The organism is Rhizobium sp. AN80A (assembly GCF_030053015.1).
Taxonomy (GTDB): domain Bacteria; phylum Pseudomonadota; class Alphaproteobacteria; order Rhizobiales; family Rhizobiaceae; genus Rhizobium; species Rhizobium metallidurans.
Window position 1 is genome coordinate 434,561 of the sequence record NZ_JASJPX010000003.1, and the last position, 17,467, is coordinate 452,027.

18 protein-coding genes are annotated in these 17,467 nt (G+C 62.4%); 8 read left to right on the top strand and 10 right to left on the bottom strand.

Translation table 11 applies throughout. The annotated features are described in order from the left end of the window. Window positions 1-5: 5 nt before the first annotated feature. Complete coding sequence (locus P3R82_RS13695) at window positions 6-1,727, bottom strand: diguanylate cyclase (protein ID WP_283194239.1); 1,722 nt, start codon at window positions 1,725-1,727, stop codon at window positions 6-8. Between the two features lie 218 nt (window positions 1,728-1,945). Between P3R82_RS13695 and P3R82_RS13700 the strand changes: the two genes are divergently transcribed. The 3 genes from P3R82_RS13700 (at window position 1,946) to P3R82_RS13710 (ending at window position 4,189) form a co-directional block, all read left to right on the top strand. Further along, window positions 1,946-2,857, top strand: coding sequence for a DUF1003 domain-containing protein (locus tag P3R82_RS13700; protein WP_283194240.1), 912 nt, complete (start codon window positions 1,946-1,948; stop codon window positions 2,855-2,857). Window positions 2,858-2,932: 75 nt separating this feature from the next. Further along, window positions 2,933-3,481 (top strand): DNA topology modulation protein FlaR, encoded by a 549-nt coding sequence (locus tag P3R82_RS13705; protein ID WP_283194241.1) that lies wholly within the window; start codon window positions 2,933-2,935, stop codon window positions 3,479-3,481. A gap of 354 nt (window positions 3,482-3,835) precedes the next feature. Next, window positions 3,836-4,189 (top strand): phosphoribosyl-ATP pyrophosphohydrolase, encoded by a 354-nt coding sequence (locus P3R82_RS13710; protein WP_283194242.1) that lies wholly within the window; start codon window positions 3,836-3,838, stop codon window positions 4,187-4,189. Window positions 4,190-4,275: 86 nt separating this feature from the next. Here the strand turns inward: P3R82_RS13710 and P3R82_RS13715 are convergent, their stop codons facing one another. From P3R82_RS13715 to P3R82_RS13740, 6 genes are all read right to left on the bottom strand, one after another. Next, a complete protein-coding gene (locus P3R82_RS13715) occupies window positions 4,276-5,394 on the bottom strand; it encodes a Gfo/Idh/MocA family oxidoreductase (RefSeq protein WP_283194243.1) in 1,119 nt (372 codons plus the stop codon). Window positions 5,395-5,405: 11 nt separating this feature from the next. Next, window positions 5,406-6,191, bottom strand: coding sequence for a ThuA domain-containing protein (locus P3R82_RS13720; protein WP_283194244.1), 786 nt, complete (start codon window positions 6,189-6,191; stop codon window positions 5,406-5,408). Between the two features lie 75 nt (window positions 6,192-6,266). Further along, window positions 6,267-7,295: an ATP-binding cassette domain-containing protein gene (locus tag P3R82_RS13725; protein WP_283194245.1), complete on the bottom strand. Its 1,029-nt coding sequence runs from the start codon at window positions 7,293-7,295 to the stop codon at window positions 6,267-6,269. 12 nt (window positions 7,296-7,307) lie between these two features. Then, a complete protein-coding gene (locus P3R82_RS13730) occupies window positions 7,308-8,138 on the bottom strand; it encodes a carbohydrate ABC transporter permease (protein ID WP_283194246.1) in 831 nt (276 codons plus the stop codon). Then, window positions 8,138-9,124: a sugar ABC transporter permease gene (locus P3R82_RS13735; RefSeq protein ID WP_283194247.1), complete on the bottom strand. Its 987-nt coding sequence runs from the start codon at window positions 9,122-9,124 to the stop codon at window positions 8,138-8,140. Before P3R82_RS13735 ends, P3R82_RS13730 begins: the two co-directional genes overlap by 1 nt. 84 nt (window positions 9,125-9,208) lie before the next feature. Then, a complete protein-coding gene (locus P3R82_RS13740) occupies window positions 9,209-10,474 on the bottom strand; it encodes an ABC transporter substrate-binding protein (RefSeq protein WP_283194248.1) in 1,266 nt (421 codons plus the stop codon). Window positions 10,475-10,791: 317 nt separating this feature from the next. Here P3R82_RS13740 and P3R82_RS13745 point away from each other — a divergent pair, with 317 nt between their 5' ends. Together P3R82_RS13745 and P3R82_RS13750 are read left to right on the top strand one after the other, a co-directional pair. Then, complete coding sequence (locus tag P3R82_RS13745; RefSeq protein ID WP_283194249.1) at window positions 10,792-11,808, top strand: substrate-binding domain-containing protein; 1,017 nt, start codon at window positions 10,792-10,794, stop codon at window positions 11,806-11,808. Between the two features lie 363 nt (window positions 11,809-12,171). Then, on the top strand, window positions 12,172-12,537 hold the full coding sequence (locus P3R82_RS13750; protein ID WP_283194250.1) for a hypothetical protein: 366 nt from the start codon (window positions 12,172-12,174) through the stop codon (window positions 12,535-12,537). On the opposite strand, the gene P3R82_RS13755 is transcribed toward P3R82_RS13750, so the two are convergent. Together P3R82_RS13755 and adh are read right to left on the bottom strand one after the other, a co-directional pair. Further along, a complete protein-coding gene (locus tag P3R82_RS13755; RefSeq protein WP_283194251.1) occupies window positions 12,534-12,923 on the bottom strand; it encodes a DUF779 domain-containing protein in 390 nt (129 codons plus the stop codon). The genes P3R82_RS13750 and P3R82_RS13755 overlap by 4 nt on opposite strands. A gap of 291 nt (window positions 12,924-13,214) precedes the next feature. Beyond that, on the bottom strand, window positions 13,215-14,723 hold the full coding sequence (gene adh, locus P3R82_RS13760) for an aldehyde dehydrogenase (protein ID WP_283194252.1): 1,509 nt from the start codon (window positions 14,721-14,723) through the stop codon (window positions 13,215-13,217). Between the two features lie 181 nt (window positions 14,724-14,904). Between adh and P3R82_RS13765 the strand changes: the two genes are divergently transcribed. Next, complete coding sequence (locus tag P3R82_RS13765) at window positions 14,905-15,051, top strand: hypothetical protein (RefSeq protein ID WP_283194253.1); 147 nt, start codon at window positions 14,905-14,907, stop codon at window positions 15,049-15,051. An 85-nt stretch (window positions 15,052-15,136) separates the two neighbouring features. Here P3R82_RS13765 and P3R82_RS13770 read toward each other — a convergent pair whose 3' ends face one another. Next, window positions 15,137-16,096 (bottom strand): helix-turn-helix domain-containing protein, encoded by a 960-nt coding sequence (locus P3R82_RS13770; protein WP_183899240.1) that lies wholly within the window; start codon window positions 16,094-16,096, stop codon window positions 15,137-15,139. A gap of 229 nt (window positions 16,097-16,325) precedes the next feature. Between P3R82_RS13770 and P3R82_RS13775 the strand changes: the two genes are divergently transcribed. Both P3R82_RS13775 and P3R82_RS13780 read left to right on the top strand, forming a co-directional pair. Beyond that, a complete protein-coding gene (locus tag P3R82_RS13775) occupies window positions 16,326-16,595 on the top strand; it encodes a hypothetical protein (protein ID WP_283196341.1) in 270 nt (89 codons plus the stop codon). A 2-nt stretch (window positions 16,596-16,597) separates the two neighbouring features. After that, window positions 16,598-17,467: a Ku protein gene (locus P3R82_RS13780; protein ID WP_283194254.1), complete on the top strand. Its 870-nt coding sequence runs from the start codon at window positions 16,598-16,600 to the stop codon at window positions 17,465-17,467.

Here is a 17,467-nt window from a genome sequence, read left to right on the forward strand (position 1 = left end):
TTGATCTAGGCGATCATCGCCCGGTCATCCGGAAAGTCACGCGGCGTCGGCGTCCTGTTGATCGCGCCACGGGTGCGATTGCGGCCCGCGCTCTTGGCTTCGTAGAGCAGCTTGTCGGCCCGTTCATAAAGGGTCGCGAAATCCTCGTCACCGAGAATACCCGTCACGCCCATGCTTGCGGTCACCGTCCGTTTGAAGCCGGGCACCGTGCGGGCGACGATGGCGGGAATGGCCTGGCGGCGGAGTTCGGCCTGGGTGTCGGCGTCGTCGCCACGCAGGAGAAGCACGAATTCCTCGCCGCCGAGGCGGTAGGCGCGCACGCTCGGGCCTGGCTGCAGCGCATTGGCGACGGCCTTCAGGACCTCGTCGCCGATGCTATGGCCGTTGATATCGTTGATCGCCTTGAAATGATCGATGTCAATGACGGCAAGGGCTGCGAAGCCTTCTGTTCGCAATTGCTCGAATTGTTGTTCGATCGCACGCCGGTTGAGCAATCCCGTCAGCGGATCCGTTTCGGACAGACGTTCAAGCAGCTCGGCGTCGTTGCGGGCGCCGTCGCGCTCGCGTTTCATGGTGACGAAGCGCTCGGCCACGCCGAGCGTGGTGAACACGACCTCCCACATGCAGCCGATGTAGAAGAGCAGGGTGGCGTCGGTGCTTTGCAGCCAGGGAACGACGCCCGTCACCAGACGGATCAATCCAACCACGACCATCGGCGCGTAGCCGATCGCCTGGAAACGGGCGGCGCGGCTTCCCCGGCGCAGCGCATCGATCATCGACAGGATGAATATGGCGAGCACCGGCGCGAAGGCGGCCGTATATGCGCTCGACTGGATGGGGCGGGCGACGAAGGGGAAGGCGGCGTGAGAAACGCTCAGCAACATCGCCCATGCCGCGCAATAGGGGAGCGCGCGGCGTAGGAGCGGATGCATCAGGCCGGGCTCGACGAAGCTATAGGTGAACATCGCTCCCGATGCGATGGTCATGCCGAAGATCACCGTCGTCATCCAGCTCAAGGTCATCGCCGGCGGATCGAAGAGCATGACCGAAAGGCCGGATGTCACCAGAATGGTCATCAGCAGCGAGAATGTCAGCGCCGAATGCCAGAGAACGAAAGGTTCGCGCAGCGCCCGGTAGAAGGCCGCATTGAAGATCAGCGGCATGACGAGCATGCCGGCAAGCCCTGCCAGAACAAGCAGGAAGCGCATGTCGCCGATGCCGCTGGCGGCATCCGTCGGCGCGAGATAGGCGCGCTCCAGCGTCATCCGGTGGCACGGGAGGTCGATCGCGGCGATCACCTGCCGCGTCTCACTGGTCACATCGGGCAAGGGCGCCTTGAAGTAGCCGCCGGCCAAGGAGCTTTGGAGGGCCGCGGCGGGAATGCTGTTCTGGCGCACCGTGCCATCCCGGTCGATTGCAAACAGATGGATCGCCTGAAGTGCCGCGCGCCTGGAGAGCAGATATCGGGGAAGAGGTTGGTCGACGCTGATATCGAAGCGAAGCAGCACGCGCTCGGCATCGATGGAGCGGGCCTGATCGCCGCAGGACCATCGGTCCGGGCTCCTGGCGATCGCCACCGCGTCCTCCGACAGGTTGGCGGACGCCCAGCAGGAACTGCGTGTCTCGAAGGAATCCGCCGGGGCAGCCGATGCGGCGCTGAATTGCACCAGCATCACCAGGAACAGAAGGGCCGCCGGAAGGCTATTTCGAAGTCCACTCGAAGTCATGGCTTCAGGCTAGGACGGAAAGCTTTTGATGCCGTTAATCGGGGCAGGTGAAAGTCCGTAAGCGGCTTGTTTTAGAAGGCGCTTGCGTTGTCGCGAAGGGCAGCGCAGCCGGTCATTCACCCTGGCCCACGAATGGCCTCGCCCGGATCGCCCGGCAATGTCACAATCCTGTGCGATTCGATGGTTAGAGCGCAGGAATCGGTACAGAGGATCGTCGGATGGCAGAAGAAAAGCCCCTGGATTTCGCGGGCGGGATCGTGGATTTCGATGCCGGACACGGCGGCGAGGCGGCCACCGTCGAGATGAAGGACTATAGCGACAGCCTGGCGCGGGCCAAGGCGAAGTCCGTGCGCCTCGTTGATGCGATCACCGGCACCGCCCTGAAGAAAAAGGACGCCATCCACTTCGACGACCTTCGCCCTTCGCTTGCCGATTTCATGCGGCAGAAGCACCCGGGTCTGCATTCCGACGATTACATCAACCGCAAGGTGGTGGACGATTATCGCGGCCAGTACATCGCCGAACTGCTGCGCGACGAACGCGGCGAGCTCTCCAACCTCGAGGACGAGGTGGTGGAGAGCCTGAAGAGCCACGACACGCTGGCCGAAAACATCGAAGAGGATTACGAGGAGCATCGCTCGATCGGCGACCGCGTCGCCGACGTCGTCGCCACCTTCGGCGGCAGCTGGCCGTTCATCATCTCCTTCTGCCTGTTTCTCGCGGTCTGGATGGGCATCAATCTCCTGATGGGCGAGCGAGAGGCGTTCGACGCCTATCCCTTCATCCTGCTCAACCTCATCCTGTCGACCATCGCCGCCCTGCAGGCGCCGATCATCATGATGAGCCAGCGCCGCCAGGAATCGAAGGACCGCCTGCGCGCGCTCAACGACTACAAGGTCAACCTCAAGGCCGAACTGGAAATCCGCCACCTGCACGAAAAGGTCGACCATCTGCTCAACCGGCAGTGGGAGCGGCTGACCGAAATCCAGCAGATCCAGATCGAGATGATGCTGGAACAGGCCAAGGCCGCCAACCGGGCGCTGAAGCTCAGCAAGGCGCAGAAGACCAAGACCAGCGCCTTGAAAAACCTCTTCAGCGCCCCGCCGAAGACGGACGAGACGGACAGCTAGGGCAGGGTGGCGCCGCCGGGGGCGAATTGCGCTCGGACCGCCGCCGTCGAACGGGATCTTCTTCGTGGGACAGCGATGCTGAAAAGGTTGATCATAACCGGCCCCAACGGAGCTGGCAAAAGCCACCTGGCCGCGCGGCTGGCGGCGGTACGCCCGGATGTGCCGGTTATTTCCTTTGATGCCATGAAGTTGACGAGCCATTGGCGGCAGCGTTCCCGGGCTCTGATCGAGGCCGATCTGTCACGCGCCGTCCAGGCCGACAGCTGGATTATCGAGGGTGGCCCCAGTCTGCTTCCTTTCGCGATCAATCGTGCCGATAGCGTCATGTGGATGGATCCTCCCGAGTGGCTAAGAGCCTGGCGGCTCATTGCAAGACCGCTGCGCAACATCGGACGAACGCGTAAAGAATTGCCGCAAGGCAATGTCGATTGGCCATGGCAGCAATACAAATTCGCCATGCGCAGCATCAGGAACCGCACCAATTTTCGAACGAAGATTTCGGCACAGCTTGCCGCGAACCCGGGACTGCGTGTTTGGCGTATCCGGAATTCGGCCGATGTTTCCTCGGCTATCGATGAATGGCGCGGCGTGGTGGATGGAGTTGATCCCTGGGCATTGTCGTAGAGACGCGTGGGGGCATCGCGGTCAGCCCAGAAGTAGGATCAGTCGCCAGTTGAGGACGCCGACAATCAACCCGGCAAGAGCGCCGAGCGGAACGAACACCACAACGCCAATCGGACCAGCGAGTTGATAGCCCAACCAGCCGCCGAGGATGAGCCCCACGATACTCAGAATGCATATGAGCGCATTCGGATTTTTTCCATGAGCTGAATTTGGGCATCGGTTGCCCCAGGTTCAATGACCGAACGGGCCAGCTGGCATCACTGCTGGATGATCTCGCGGCTATCGTAGTTGTTGTGTCGCAAATCATCGGTAACCATTCCTGGTACGAGTCCGTCTACAGCCATCGAGGACAGAATGAGCGCGACATTCAGGGAGTTGAGTGACCGGATCGGGCAGGTCGGCGAGCTTTATGCGCGGGTCCATAAGATCGAGCGTAACGCGGACTGGTATCTTCTGAAGCTGACGGAGGAACTGGGCGAACTGACGGCCGAACATCTTTTGATTGCCGGCAGGGCGAAGCCAAATGCGGATGGTTCAGGCGGCAGCCGCGAAGCACTGGAAAACGAAGCGGCAGACCTGTTTGGCCAGTTCGTTCTCTATCTGCGCGCCAACGAAATCGACATCGAAACTGCTATCGAACGCAAATGGCTCAGGCATCTCGATAAATATGTCAGCCTCGACGTCGACAAGGTGGCTGGTGACGGCTGATTTCTGCCGTGTGCTTCGGGCCATCGCCGTCATCGGGTGTTTGCCGCCACCCAATAGCAAGGCCCGCTTTCGCGGGCCCCGCATCATCAATCTACCCCTACACCACCACCGTCAGCGGCGGGATGCGCTTGTCGGGGGGTGCTGTCCTGTTGCTGTGCGGCCAGAAGGTTGAGTTCGCGGCGTTCGCGTTCGGAGACGATCGCAAGGTCGATGACCTTCTGCAGGTTGGCGGCGTGGCGGAAGGTGGGGTCGTCCTGCCTGCCGGTCTTCACGGCTTCGGCGAAGCGCTGATAGTTGGTCAAGACCGGCGGCACCTCGATGTCGCGCCAGGTGGCGCTTTCGATGTCGTCGCCGAAGCAGCCGCGCAGGTCGGAGCCATCGGGGCGATGGGTAACCTCGAGGCTGCCCTTTTCGCCGTAGATGCGTAGCTTCAGCTCGTTGAGGTGGCCCGTCGCCCAGCGCGTCGCATGGATGACGCCAAGCGCGCCGTTGGTGAAATCCACCGACATGGTGAAGCTGTCGTTGGCATCCAGCAGGTACTCGCCGATCTGGCCGCCCGGCGCCTTGTTGAAGGTCTTCAGGCGGGCGAAGACGTGGTCGATATCGGTCGCCGCGCCATAGGCCGCGAAGTCGAGGATGTGGATGCCGACGTCGCCGAGCACGCCGTTCGAACCGTGGCCGGTCGATAGACGCCACAGCCAGCGCGATTCCGTGCGCCAGTCGCCCCAGGCGCGGGAGACGAGCCAGCTCTGGAGATAGGAGGCCTCGACGTGCCTGATGGTGCCGAGTTCGCCGGCCAGAACCATCTCGCGGGCGCGCTGCAGGGGCGCGACGTTGCGGTAGGTCAGGTTGACCATGTTGATGACGCCGGCGGCTTCGGCGGCTTCCGTCATCTCCAGGGCGTGGTCGTAATGTTCGGCCAGCGGCTTTTCGCAGAAGACGTGCTTGCCGGCCGCGATCAGCGCCAGGCTGGTCGCGTAGTGGATGCGATCAGGCGTGACGTTGGTGGCGCTGTCGAACTCACCCCAGTCGATCGCTTCTTCCAGCGTGCGGAAGCGCTTTTCGATATGGAAGTGATCGGCGAATTCGGTCAGCCGTGCGAGATCCGTATCGACGGCGCCGACAACCTCGACGCCATCGATCGCGAGAAAGTTGGCGACCTGGTTTTTGGCCATGACGCCCGTGCCAAGAACGAGTAGACGCATTGCTCTTCTCCTCAGCGGTAACCGGCTTCGCCGGCCTGGTGCAGTCTCGGGCCGCGTTCGGTGATCGGCTCCAGCGCCTTCTCGACCGGGACATTCGGGGCATCGGTGATGCTTTTCAGGTCGCCCTCAGGATTATAGGCCCATTTGACGCCGTTGATCAGCACCTTCTGGACGTTGGCGTCGTGGTAGGTCGGATAGGTCTCGTGGCCCGGGCGGAAGTAGAAGATGTTGCCGGCGCCGCGGCGCCAGGTCAGCCCCGAGCGGAAGACTTCGCCGCCCTGGAACCAGGAGATGAAGACGGTCTCGAGCGGCTCCGGAACGGAGAACTGCTCGCCGTACATCTCTTCATTCTCGAGCACGAAGTTCTCGCCGATGCCGGCCGCGATCGGGTGGCGCTGGTTGATGGTCCACAGGCGCTCGCGCTCGCCGGCCTCGCGCCATTTCAGCGCGCAGGGCGTGCCCATCAGGCGCTTGAAGATCTTCGAGAAGTGGCCGGAATGCAGGACGAGCAGGCCCATGCCCTCCCAGACGCGCTTGGCGACGCGCTCGACGACGACGTCGGAGACGGCGCCGTGATCCTTGTGGCCCCACCAGTTCAGCACGTCGGTTTCGGCGAGGCGGGCTTCGGTGAGGCCGTGTTCCGGCTCCTGCAGCGTCGCCGTCGTGGCGCTGATATCAGGATCGGTGTTCAGCGCGTTGGCGATCGTCGTGTGCATGCCATCGGGATAGATGCCGCGGACGATCTCGTTGGTGTTTTCATGGATGTTTTCACCCCATACGATGGTGCGAATAGCCAAGGTCATGCTCCTTCATGCGCGTGGTGGATCGAAACCGGTGGGAAGCGGTCGCGATCCGGGTTGTTTGGGTTGGGTTCAGGCGGCGCCCTTCAAGGGGACCCTTTCGAGCGCGCGTCCGGATGGGTCGAAACGGTGGATGGCGCCGGCAACAGGCGAGACGCCGATATTGTCGCCGGGCTGGTGGCGCGAAACGCCGGTTTCGCGAACGACCAGCGGTTCCGGCGTGCCGATGTCGAGATAGACGAAGCTGTCGGAACCGAGGATTTCGGAGTGGATCACCGTGCCCTTCCAGGCGGGCTCCCGGTTGGTGATCTCGATGTGTTCGGCGCGCACCCCGATGGTGTGGGCGTCATGGGGCGCGGAGAACGCGCCGGTGAGGAAGTTCATCTTCGGCGAGCCGATGAAGCCGGCGACGAAGACGGAATTCGGGGTTTCGTAGAGCTCGAGCGGCGTGCCGATCTGCTCGACGACACCATCGCGCAACACGCAGATACGGTCGGCGAGTGTCATCGCCTCGACCTGGTCGTGGGTGACGTAGATCATCGTCGTGTCGTGCATGCTGCGGTGAAGCTTGGCGATCTCCAGGCGTGTGGCGACGCGCAGTGCCGCGTCGAGGTTCGACAGCGGCTCGTCGAAGAGGAAGACCTTGGGATCGCGGACGATGGCGCGGCCGATCGCGACGCGCTGGCGCTGGCCGCCGGAGAGCTGGCGGGGCAGGCGCTCCAGATAGGGCGAGAGCTGCAACATGCCGGCTGCCTGCTCGACGCGGGCCTTGCACTCGTCCTTGGTGCGGCCCGACAGTTTCATGCCGAAGGCCATGTTGTCGAAGACGGTCATGTGCGGATAGAGCGCGTAGGACTGGAAGACCATGGCGATACCGCGCTTGGAGGGCGAGAGCTGGTTCACCGCCTGTCCATCGAAGGAGAGCGTGCCTTCCGATATGTCCTCCAGGCCGGAGATCAATCTCAAAAGTGTGGACTTGCCGCAGCCGGACGGGCCGACGAAGACCATGAACTCACCCTTGCGGATATCCATGGTGACGCCCTTGATGACTTCGAGAGCGCCGAAGCTCTTTCTGATATTGTCGAGTCTAATCTGTGCCATATCGTGCTTTCTTCAACCTTTGACGCCGCCGGCGGTGAGGCCGGAAATGATCCGGCGCTGGAATATGAGCACCAGGACAACGACCGGGACCGTGACGATGACGGATGCCGCCATGATGTTGCCCCACGGAATCTCGAACTGGCTGCCGCCCGATAGCAAGGCGATGGCAACCGGAACGGTCCGCTGCGCGTCCGAAGACGTAAAGGTTAGGGCGAAAAGGAATTCGTTCCAGGCCGTAATGAAGGCGAGCAGTCCCGTCGTGACCAAAGCCGGCCACATCAGCGGCATGAAAACCTGGGTAATGATGACCCATGGAGAGGCGCCGTCGACAATCGCCGCTTCCTCGATTTCGATCGGCAGATCACGCATGAAGGTGGTCAGAACCCAGACCGTGAAGGGCAGGGTGAAGATCATGTAGGAGAAGATCAGCGCGAATGGCGTGTTGAAGATGCCGATCCAGCGGATCAGCTCGAACAGGCCTGCCAGCACGGCGATCTGCGGGAACATGGAGACCGACAGGATGGTCAGCATCAGGAGCGCCCGGCCGCGGAAATGCACACGGGCGAGAGCATAGGATGCGGTGACGGCGAGCAGCAGCGAGGCGGCGACGACGCAGACGGCGATCAGCAGCGAATTGCCGAGGCTTTTGATGAAGCTGCCCGTGGTGAGCACGTTCGTGTAGTTCGCAAAGGAGATCGAGGTCGGCCAGTAGTTGATCTCGAACAGCGCCGTGCCGGCTTTGAAGCTGGTCAGGATCGCGTAGTAAAAGGGGAAGACCGCGATGAGGACGATGACGCCGACGAGGAGATAGAAGAGGGTGTTTTTCGTGGCTGTGAGAAGCATCAGCGTTCACTCCCGCCGAGGTTGACGCGGCCGAGCCACATGTAGAGCACGGTGACGGTGGCGATGAGCAGGAAGAGGACGGTCGAGGCGGTCGCGCCATAGGCGAACTTGTCGAAGTCGAAGAGGTTCTCCCTAGCCATGACCGACATGGTCTTGGTCTGCGCGTTGTTCGGCGTCAGCACGTAGATCAGGTCGAAGATGCGCATGGCGTCGAGCATGCGGAAGATGACGGCGACCATGATCGCGGGGCGGATCAGCGGCAGCGTCAGGCGCCAGAAGACCTTGATCGGGTTGATGCCGTCGATCTTGGCGGCCTCGTAGATATCGCCGGGCACCATCTGCAGGCCGGCGAGAATGAGAAGCGCCATGAAGGGCGTCGTCTTCCAGACGTCGACGATCAGGACAGCCGTCATCGCTGTCTCGGGATTGGCGGTCCAGGCGATCTTCTGGCTGATCAGGCCGAGCGCCATGAAGAGGTCGTTCAGGATGCCGAACTGGTCGTTGAGCATCCAGGCCCACATCTTGGCCGAGACGATGGTCGGGATCGCCCAGGGGATCAGGATCGCGGCGCGCACGATGCCGCGGCCGGCGAACTGGGCGTTCAGCACCAGCGCGACGATGAGGCCGAGCGCGGTTTCGATCAGCACGGAAAGCACGGTGAATTTCATCGTGTTCCACACCGCGTTCCACCAGGCGGGATCGGCGAGCAGGCCCTTGTAGACGGTGCGGCCGCTCTTCAGCGTGATCCAGGTGAGATAATTGTCGAAGCCGACGAAGCGGGCTTCGCCGAGATTGGTGAGCGAGGCGTTGGTGAAGCTGAAATATATGGTGCGGAACAATGGCCAGCCGGCGACGACGGCGAGGATAAACAGCGTCGGCGCCAGGAACATCCAGGCGGAACGGACGCGGTCGGCCTTCAGGTCCGACGAGGTGGCCCTGGCGCGCGCCGGCGCCTTCAGGCGTTCAGAAACTGCAACTTCACTCATGAGATACCCGCTTCCTGAGACGATTGACGATGGCGTCCTTCGGAGCGCCGGCAGCGGAAAGCCCGCCGCCGGCGCATCGATGGATTACCAGTTGTCGCCCTTGAGCGACGTCAGGTCGGCTTCGAGAAGCTCGAGGTTTTCAGCGGCCGTTCCGTTGCCCGACAGCGTGTTGTGGACGGCGGTCCAGAACTTGGCGGAGACCTCATTGTACTTGACCTTGGCCGAAGCCGAGGGGCGCGGCACGGCGTTTTCGAAGATCGGCTTCCAGTTCGGCATGAAGGGTGCCGCGGCGGCGATGTCCTTGTCGTCGTAAAGTGCTGACAGCGTCGGCAGGTTGGAGAGCTCGATGGCGCGCTGCTTCTGGCTTTCCTTCGACGTCAGGAACTTGACGAGCTCGATCGCCACCTCGGGGTTCTGTGAATATTTCGAGACGGCGAGGTTCCAGCCGCCGAGCGTCGAGGATGGCTTGTCGCCTTCGGCGGCCGCCGGCAGCGTGGTGACATCGAACTTGCCCTTGACGGCGCTGTCAGGGCCGTTGCCGAGCGCATAGGCGTAAGGCCAGTTGCGCATGAAGACGGCGTTGCCGGTCTGCCAGACGCCGCGCGATTCTTCTTCCTGGTAGGCGAGCACGCCGCCCGGCGAGATGGTGCCGACCCAGCCCTTGGCGCGCTCGATGGCGGCCGCGGCCTTCTCGTTGTTGATCGAGATGGTGCCGTCGGTCTCGATGATCTGGCCGCCGCCTGACGACTTGATCCATTCCAGCGCGTTGCAGGTCAGGCCTTCATAGGCGTTGCCCTGGAAGACGTAGCCCCAGAGGTCCTTCTGGCCGGCTTCGCGCTCTTTGTCCTGGATTTCCTTGGCGGTCGCCGCCATCTCGTCCCAGGTCTTCGGCGGCTGCTTGCCGTATTTGTCGAGCAGGTCCTTGCGGTAGAAGAGGGCGGGCGCGTCGGTATAGAGCGGCATGGCGACGAGGCGGCCGTTGACGGTTTGCGACTGGATGATCGAGGGGAAGAAATCGCCCGCGACGTCCTTGGCGGCGTCCTTGAGATCGAGGAACTGGTCGGCCAGCTGCGGCGCCCAGATCACGTCGGTCTGGTAGACGTCGACGTCCTTGTTGCCGGCGGCGAGCCACAGGCGGTACTGCGAGAACTGCTCGGTCGACGAGGACGGCATGGTGACGATGCTGACCTTGTTGCCGGTCGCCTTTTCGAAGGCGTCGAGCTGCTTGCGGAACAGGTCGAGGTTTTTGCCGGTGGAGCTTGCAGAGATGCTGATGTTGGCGGCCAGCGACGGCAGGGCCGTGCCGATGAGCGCGGCCGCGATGACGGCCGTCGTAAGACGAAACTTCATGATCTTCCTCCCAAAAAGAACCATAGCGTCCTCTAATTTGAAAACGATTTGGTTGGAAAAAGTTGTCAGAAGCCCGATATCAAGTCAAGCGGGTAGTTCTTCAGGTGTCCGCCTCGAACCAAAGCAGCGATTTATCTTGCAAAAACAATTGGGTGCGAGGCTCGATGGATGTGGAGAACGTCGAGCGTCAAACACGGATGGCGGTCGAAATTTGAAATCGGTTTGGCCGATATGCGGATTTTGTGCCAAATATCGACGGATTGCCTTATAGGGTGTGGGAACGATCCAATAGCGGGCGATGAAAGACGTGTCGGTGCATGAAGCTTAGAGAGTTCGCAAAACAGCTCGGATTGTCGCCGACGACGGTCAGTCGCGCGCTGAGCGGCTATCCCGAAGTCAGCGAAGTGACCCGGGCGCGCGTGGCGGAAGAGGCCGTTCGGCTCGGCTATCGGCCGAACGTCAATGCCGTCAGGTTGAAGACCGGGCGGGCAGGTGCCATCGGCGTGGTGATGGGGCGGGCGGGCGAGTTTCACTTCGCCGAGTTCATGGCGGGGATGGCCGAGAGGCTGGTGGCCGAGGACACCGACATTCTCGTCATTCCCATGGCCGACCCCGATCATAACGACGAGATGCAGCTCTACCGGCGGCTGGTGGAAAGCCAGCGGGTCGACGCGATCATCGTGCATTCGCCGCGCCCCAACGACGAGCGCATCGCGCTGCTGCACAGGCTCGGCATGCCGTTTCTGGTCCACGGCCGATCCGATATCGACGTGCCGCATGCCTGGCTCGACATCGACAACGAGGGCGCGGTGCGCCGCGCGACCTCGCATCTCATCGATCTCGGCCATACCAGGATCGCCATGATCAACGGCCGCCCGGGCGCGACCTATGCGCTGCATCGCGACAAGGGCTATCGCGACGCGCTGCAGAGCCGTGGGGTCGAACTCGATCCACAGTTGATCGCCAGCGGCAATTTTACCGACGAGCTCGGCTTTCGCTTCGCCCGCTCGCTGCTCGAGCAGGCCAATCCGCCGACGGCGATCGTCGCGGGCTCGATGATGACGGCGTTAGGGGTCTATCGCGCGGTTCGCTCGCTCGGGTTGCAGGTCGGCCGCGAGGTCTCCGTCATCGCCCATGACGACGTGTTTCCCTATCTGACGGCCGACAACATGGCGCCCTCCTTGTCGGCGACGCGGTCATCGATGCGCGCGGCGGGCACGCGCTGCGCGGATTTGGTCCTGCAGCTGGTATCCGGCCGATCGCCGCTGGAGATCCACGAGCTCTGGCCGGTCGAGCTGATCCTGCGCGAATCAACCGCCCTGGTGCAGCGCTGATGTCGATGGGTTCAGGGGGGTTGCAACCTGAAAGTGGTAAATTATCCCCCGTTTTGGGGCGGATCTGGAAATATGATTTACGTCCCTCGATAAATTCAGCCGCCAATTGATTGAATTTTTACGATAGGGGGCTACTATTACCTATAGTTGCTTATGCAGTCGGCTGGCCTCGCTGGTCGATGACGCAACTGTTCCCCTCTGGAGGTTTTTAAGAACCTTCATGACTACGGCCACCGTCACGAGCGGTGGCTTTTTTTTTGGCCGCGCGGTGGCGCTCCGTCTTGCACTGCCGGTGGGGCGGGTCTCGCGGAACTTTGTCGGATGGCCGCCGTTGTCTCCTCAAATGTGCAAAGGAGACATTTCATGCAGGTCATCGGCACGCAGGTCATTCCGGAGCAGGGCGGGAGACGAGGATTTACGGTCGAGTTCGTCGGAAAGGGCGGCGAGGTCGTGTCCGTGCAGTTGCGCAAGGATATGGATCGGACGTTGACGTCGAACAACGCGATCGACCGGGCCAAGGCCGTCATGGGCGAACTGGCATCCTTCGACGAGACCACCGCGCTCTCGAGCGTGGAAGCCGGCGAGGCACAGCCAAGCGCTCGCGCCGCCGGCGACATGGACGAGATGGAGGATCAGCTGGCGCAGGGGCTGGAGGACAGCTTCCCGGCGAGCGATCCGGTTTCGGTCACCTCTTCGGCCATTCCGACGGGCAAGGTGCGCAAGCACTAGACAACTCTCTGCACGCCCGGGATCGCGCAGGCCTCGCCACCGCCGAACATGCGCGAGCGGGTGAGGAAGCGCTTTTCTCGGCCGTTATCCAGCGAGAACATTCCACCGCGTCCGGCCACCACGTCGATGATCAGCTGCGTGTGCTTCCAAGCTTCGAACTGGCTGGCGCTGATGTAGACGGGGACGCCCGATATTTCGCCAAGCTTGACGTCATGGTCGCCGACGATGAAATCGTCGGCCGGATAGCACATGGGCGAAGACCCATCGCAGCAGCCGCCGGACTGATGGAAGAGGATGTCGGGATAATCGCGCCTGATCTCGTCGATCAGGGCAACGGCGGCGTCGGTTGCGAGAACGCGGGGTTCTCCGTTGACTGTGGTGTCCATTGCGTTCTCCTCCGTATGCGGTGCTTTTCTCTCCTCCAGATGCGTTCGTGGCCCCCTCATCCGGCTGCCGCCACGCTTCTCCCCGAGGGGAGAAGGGGAATGCCGCGTCGGCCATGAGTCTCTTCTCCCCAGCGGGGAGAAGGTGCCGGCAGGTCAGGTGCAACGCGTTGCACCGGAGATGAGGGGGCCACACGCACGACTTCAAATAGAGCCCATTTTCGCTCGTGGAAGACTTGTGGAGAAAGAGGCAGGGAGGGGTGTTGCGGATGCCCTCCCTGCTGTCGAAAAGGCTCAGAAGAAACCGAGCTTCTTTTCGCTGTAGCTGACCAGCATGTTCTTGGTCTGCTGGTAGTGGTCGAGCATCATTTTGTGGGTCTCGCGGCCGATACCCGATTGCTTGTAGCCGCCAAAGGCCGCATGGGCCGGGTAGGCGTGGTAGCAATTGGTCCAGACGCGGCCGGCCTGGATTTCGCGGCCGAAGCGATAGGCGCGGTTGCCGTTGCGGGTCCAGACACCGGCGCCGAGGCCATAGAGCGTATCGTTGGCGATCGACAGCGCTTCGGCTTCGTCCTTGAAGGTCGTGACCGACACGACCGGGCCGAAGATCTCTTCCTGGAACACGCGCATCTTGTTGTGGCCCTTGAAGATCGTCGGCTTGATGTAGTAGCCGCTCGCCAGTTCGCCGCCGAGGTCGTTGCGGGAGCCGCCGGTCAAGACTTCGGCGCCTTCCTGCTTGCCGATGTCGAGATAGGCGAGGATCTTTTCCATCTGCTCGTTGGAAGCCTGGGCGCCGATCATCGTGGCACTGTCGAGCGGGTTGCCTTGGACGATGGCTTCGACGCGCTTGACGGCGCGTTCCATGAAGCGGTCGTAGATCTTTTCATGCACCAGCGCGCGGCTCGGGCATGTGCAGACTTCGCCCTGGTTCAGCGCGAACATCGCAAAGCCTTCCAGCGCCTTGTCGAAGAAGTCGTCGTCCTCGTCGGCCACGTCGGAAAAGAAGATGTTCGGCGACTTGCCGCCGAGTTCGAGCGTGACGGGGATGAGGTTCTGGCTGGCATATTGCATGATCAGCCGGCCCGTCGTGGTTTCGCCGGTGAAGGCTATCTTGGCGATGCGCGGGCTCGACGCCAGCGGCTTGCCGGCCTCGAGGCCGAAACCGTTGACGATGTTGAGAACGCCTGGGGGTAGCAGGTCGCCGATGATCTCGGCCCAGACGAGCAGCGAGGCAGGCGTCTGTTCAGCTGGCTTGATGACGACGCAGTTGCCGGCGGCAAGAGCGGGCGCCAGCTTCCAGGCGGCCATCAGGATCGGGAAGTTCCAGGGAATGATCTGGCCCACGACGCCGAGCGGTTCATGGAAGTGATAGGCGACGGTGTCGTTGTCGATTTCGCCGATAGAGCCTTCCTGGGCGCGTACACAGGAGGCGAAGTAGCGGAAGTGGTCGATTGCGAGTGGAATGTCGGCGGCCATGGTTTCGCGGATCGGCTTGCCGTTGTCCCAGGTCTCGGCCTGGGCCAGAACTTCCAGCTTGTCCTCCATCCGCTGGGCGATCTTCATCAGGATATTGGCGCGCTCGGCGACCGAGGTGCGCGCCCACTTGTCCTTGGCGGCATGGGCGGCATCGAGCGCCGCGTTGATGTCCTTTTCGCTGGAGCGCGGAATTTCACAGAGCTTGCCGCCGGTGACCGGGGTGATGTTGTCGAAATACTTGCCTTCGATCGGCTCGCGCCATTCGCCGCCGATATAATTCCCGTATTTCAGCTTGAACGGCGACTCGACGATTTTCTGATGCAGCATGTCATCCTCCCTTGAGATGAGCCAGGTTCGGACGCGAACCCGTGGGAGGAAATCTGCGCGTCTTTTGTGTCGGGATATAGCGGCACCCGGCGATACCGCAGCGCACAGTGTCGCATCGCTGCTACATCAGTGCCGCCTACAACAGGATTAGGGTCAAAACTCAATCAGGATAGGGGTCCTGTTGACGATGACGGGATTGGATGGAAGCAAACAAGCGCAAGGCAAGACCTTCTGGTCTTGTCGAGCATTGGTTGCGATCAGGCGGCCCGTCATCGCCAACCCTGCGGGCAAGCTGTATTTTGTGCCTGCGGGCGTCGGAAAGGTTTGAAAATGATGGGCATTTCCCGCACCTCTCCTCCTACTCAGACACAAAATACAGCTTGCAGAACCCCTATCCTGATTGAGTTTTGACCCTAGTGCAGATTGAGCTTCTTCATCTTGCGATGCAGCGTGGCACGGCTCATGCCGAGCGCGATCGCCGCCTGCGAGACGTTGCCGCTGGAGCGGGTCAGAGCCCTCAGCAATGCCGCGCGTTCGGCCTCGACGAGATCCTCGTCGTCGGACATGCGGGTCTCGTGCAGGGCATCGGCCGCCGGAATGCCGGCGGCGATGCTGCGGTCGTCGAGCTTCAGCGCCAGGCGCGCGGCGCGGGTGGCGCCGAGCACGAGGTCGTGGCGATCGACGGCCAGAAGCGCCGCGGTCGGGTTGGTGCCCGAGGGCACCATCACGAAGCGGGCGCCGGCATAGGCGCTGCGGAAGAGATTGATCTCGATGCGCATGGCGGCATCGCGCACCATCTGCGCGAGAATGCCGAGCGTCATCTCGTTGACGTCGTCGCGGCAGGTCGAGATGTCGAGCGCGGCCGCCAGCTGCCCGCGATGATCGCGGATCGGAGAGGTCGTGCAGCTGAGCTTGATGTTGGAGCAGAAGAAGTGCTGGTCGCGGAAGATCGAAACCGAGCGCTCGTCGGCCAGCGCCGTGCCGATGCCGTTGGTGCCGATGCTGGCTTCGGTCCAGACCGAGCCGGTCCAGAGGCCGAGATCGTGGAACTCCTTGTCGTCGCCGATCGCGCCGCGGCGCTCGAGCGCGATGCCATCGCGGTCGGTCAGAAGCAGGCAGCAGCCGGCTTTGCCCGCTGTGGTGAACAGGCGGTCGAGTTCGTCGGTGGCGTTGGCGATCAGCTGTTCGGATTGTTCGCGGGCCTGCCTGAACTCCTGATCCATGAGGCGGAGCGGCGCGCGCCGCTCTTCCGGCGCCAGCTGGTGCATGGCGATGCAGCGGCGCCAGGAGGCGACCACGGAAGAACTTGCCGCGGCTGAATCGCGCTGCGTGCACGTGTAGACATGCTCCGCATGCGCAGAGTGTTCGTGCATCGGGGTTCCTCCCATCAAGAGCTGCAGCTCCTACCACCACAGATCATCGACAGGAGTGTGACGAAAATACACGTCCTTGGCAACTCGCCGCAATGTAAGCCGCCGTTTGGGCATCAAGGCGGTGACCGGACCTGTCTCAGATCTGCGACAGTTGGACATGTGAGGGATGCGCGGAACTTTCCGGCCGCTGGCCGGTTACTGCTCCAACCGGCAAGGGAGGCAGGTTTCGATGGCGCATGTCCGCAAAACCGATGAGAAACGCGGCCACTTCGATGCACGCGACCGGCTGATCATCGCGCTCTACGCGCAGCTGAAGGCCGAGCGTGAGACCCGCGAAACGCTGGAGTGGGCGATCCGCCATGGCGCGCTGTCGAGCGACGTGCTGGAGGCGATCGCCGGCGATCCGGTTCCTTTCGTGACCAGCGACGACATCGCCTCGGTGGAGAAGATCGTGACGCTTGATCAGCGCCGGCGGCGCAACACGGGGCGGGAGAAATAGACATGGCCGCGCGGGCAAGCTGGAAGGGGCATCTGAAGGTGGGCGATCTCGTCTGCGCGGTGGGGCTCTACACCGCGGTATCGGTCGCCGACCGCATCTCCTTCAACATCATCAATCGCAAGACCGGCCATCGCGTCGAGCGGCAGTTCGTCGACAGCGAGACGGGAAAGCCGGTGGAACGCGACGACCAGGTGAAGGGCTATCGGCTGGATAGCGGCGACTACGTCATGATCGAGGGCGAGGAGCTTGCCGCCTTCGCCCCCGAGAGCGACAAGCTCCTGACCGTGCAGGGGTTTGTTCCCTACGACGAGATCAACAAGCTCTATTTCGACCGGCCCTATTATCTGGCGCCGGTCAGCGAGGACGACGAGGAGGCGCTGGCGCTGATCGCGCGGGCGATGGGGGACCGGAAGGTCGCCGCGCTCGGTGAGGCTGTTCTGTTCCGCAAGACGCGCACCGTGCTGATCAGGCCGCAGGACGATTGCATCGTCGCGACGACGCTGAACTACGATTACGAGGTGCGCAACGCCGAGACGGTTTTCAAGGATATTCCCGATATCAAGTTCGACAAGGAAATGATCGAACTCGCCGGCCATATCATCGGCACCAAGAAAGGCAGCTTCAATCCCAGGGACTACGAGGATCGCTACGAGGCGGCGCTTGCCGAACTGGTGCAGGCGAAGATCGAGGGCAGGGCTCTGCCCAAGCGCACGGCCGAGCCGAAGGGCAAGGTGATCGACCTCATGGAAGCGTTGCGCGAGAGCGCGAAGATGAGCGGCAAGGCGAGTGGGAAGACGAGTGGCAAGACGGCGGGCAAGGCATCCGCCAGGAGTGCCGCGCGCGGTAACGGCGGCTCGAAGAGGGCGAGCTGA

Coding starts and splice junctions, on each gene's coding strand:
- P3R82_RS13740 (WP_283194248.1), bottom strand. CDS start 10,474: ATGAAGTTTCGTCTTACGACGGCCGTCATCGCGGCCGCGCTCATCGGC.
- P3R82_RS13745 (WP_283194249.1), top strand. CDS start 10,792: ATGAAGCTTAGAGAGTTCGCAAAACAGCTCGGATTGTCGCCGACGACG.
- P3R82_RS13755 (WP_283194251.1), bottom strand. CDS start 12,923: ATGGACACCACAGTCAACGGAGAACCCCGCGTTCTCGCAACCGACGCC.
- adh (WP_283194252.1), bottom strand. CDS start 14,723: ATGCTGCATCAGAAAATCGTCGAGTCGCCGTTCAAGCTGAAATACGGG.
- P3R82_RS13770 (WP_183899240.1), bottom strand. CDS start 16,096: ATGCACGAACACTCTGCGCATGCGGAGCATGTCTACACGTGCACGCAG.
- P3R82_RS13750 (WP_283194250.1), top strand. CDS start 12,172: ATGCAGGTCATCGGCACGCAGGTCATTCCGGAGCAGGGCGGGAGACGA.
- P3R82_RS13780 (WP_283194254.1), top strand. CDS start 16,598: ATGGCCGCGCGGGCAAGCTGGAAGGGGCATCTGAAGGTGGGCGATCTC.
- P3R82_RS13730 (WP_283194246.1), bottom strand. CDS start 8,138: ATGCTTCTCACAGCCACGAAAAACACCCTCTTCTATCTCCTCGTCGGC.
- P3R82_RS13735 (WP_283194247.1), bottom strand. CDS start 9,124: ATGAGTGAAGTTGCAGTTTCTGAACGCCTGAAGGCGCCGGCGCGCGCC.
- P3R82_RS13705 (WP_283194241.1), top strand. CDS start 2,933: ATGCTGAAAAGGTTGATCATAACCGGCCCCAACGGAGCTGGCAAAAGC.
- P3R82_RS13775 (WP_283196341.1), top strand. CDS start 16,326: ATGGCGCATGTCCGCAAAACCGATGAGAAACGCGGCCACTTCGATGCA.
- P3R82_RS13710 (WP_283194242.1), top strand. CDS start 3,836: ATGAGCGCGACATTCAGGGAGTTGAGTGACCGGATCGGGCAGGTCGGC.
- P3R82_RS13695 (WP_283194239.1), bottom strand. CDS start 1,727: ATGACTTCGAGTGGACTTCGAAATAGCCTTCCGGCGGCCCTTCTGTTC.
- P3R82_RS13700 (WP_283194240.1), top strand. CDS start 1,946: ATGGCAGAAGAAAAGCCCCTGGATTTCGCGGGCGGGATCGTGGATTTC.
- P3R82_RS13725 (WP_283194245.1), bottom strand. CDS start 7,295: ATGGCACAGATTAGACTCGACAATATCAGAAAGAGCTTCGGCGCTCTC.
- P3R82_RS13715 (WP_283194243.1), bottom strand. CDS start 5,394: ATGCGTCTACTCGTTCTTGGCACGGGCGTCATGGCCAAAAACCAGGTC.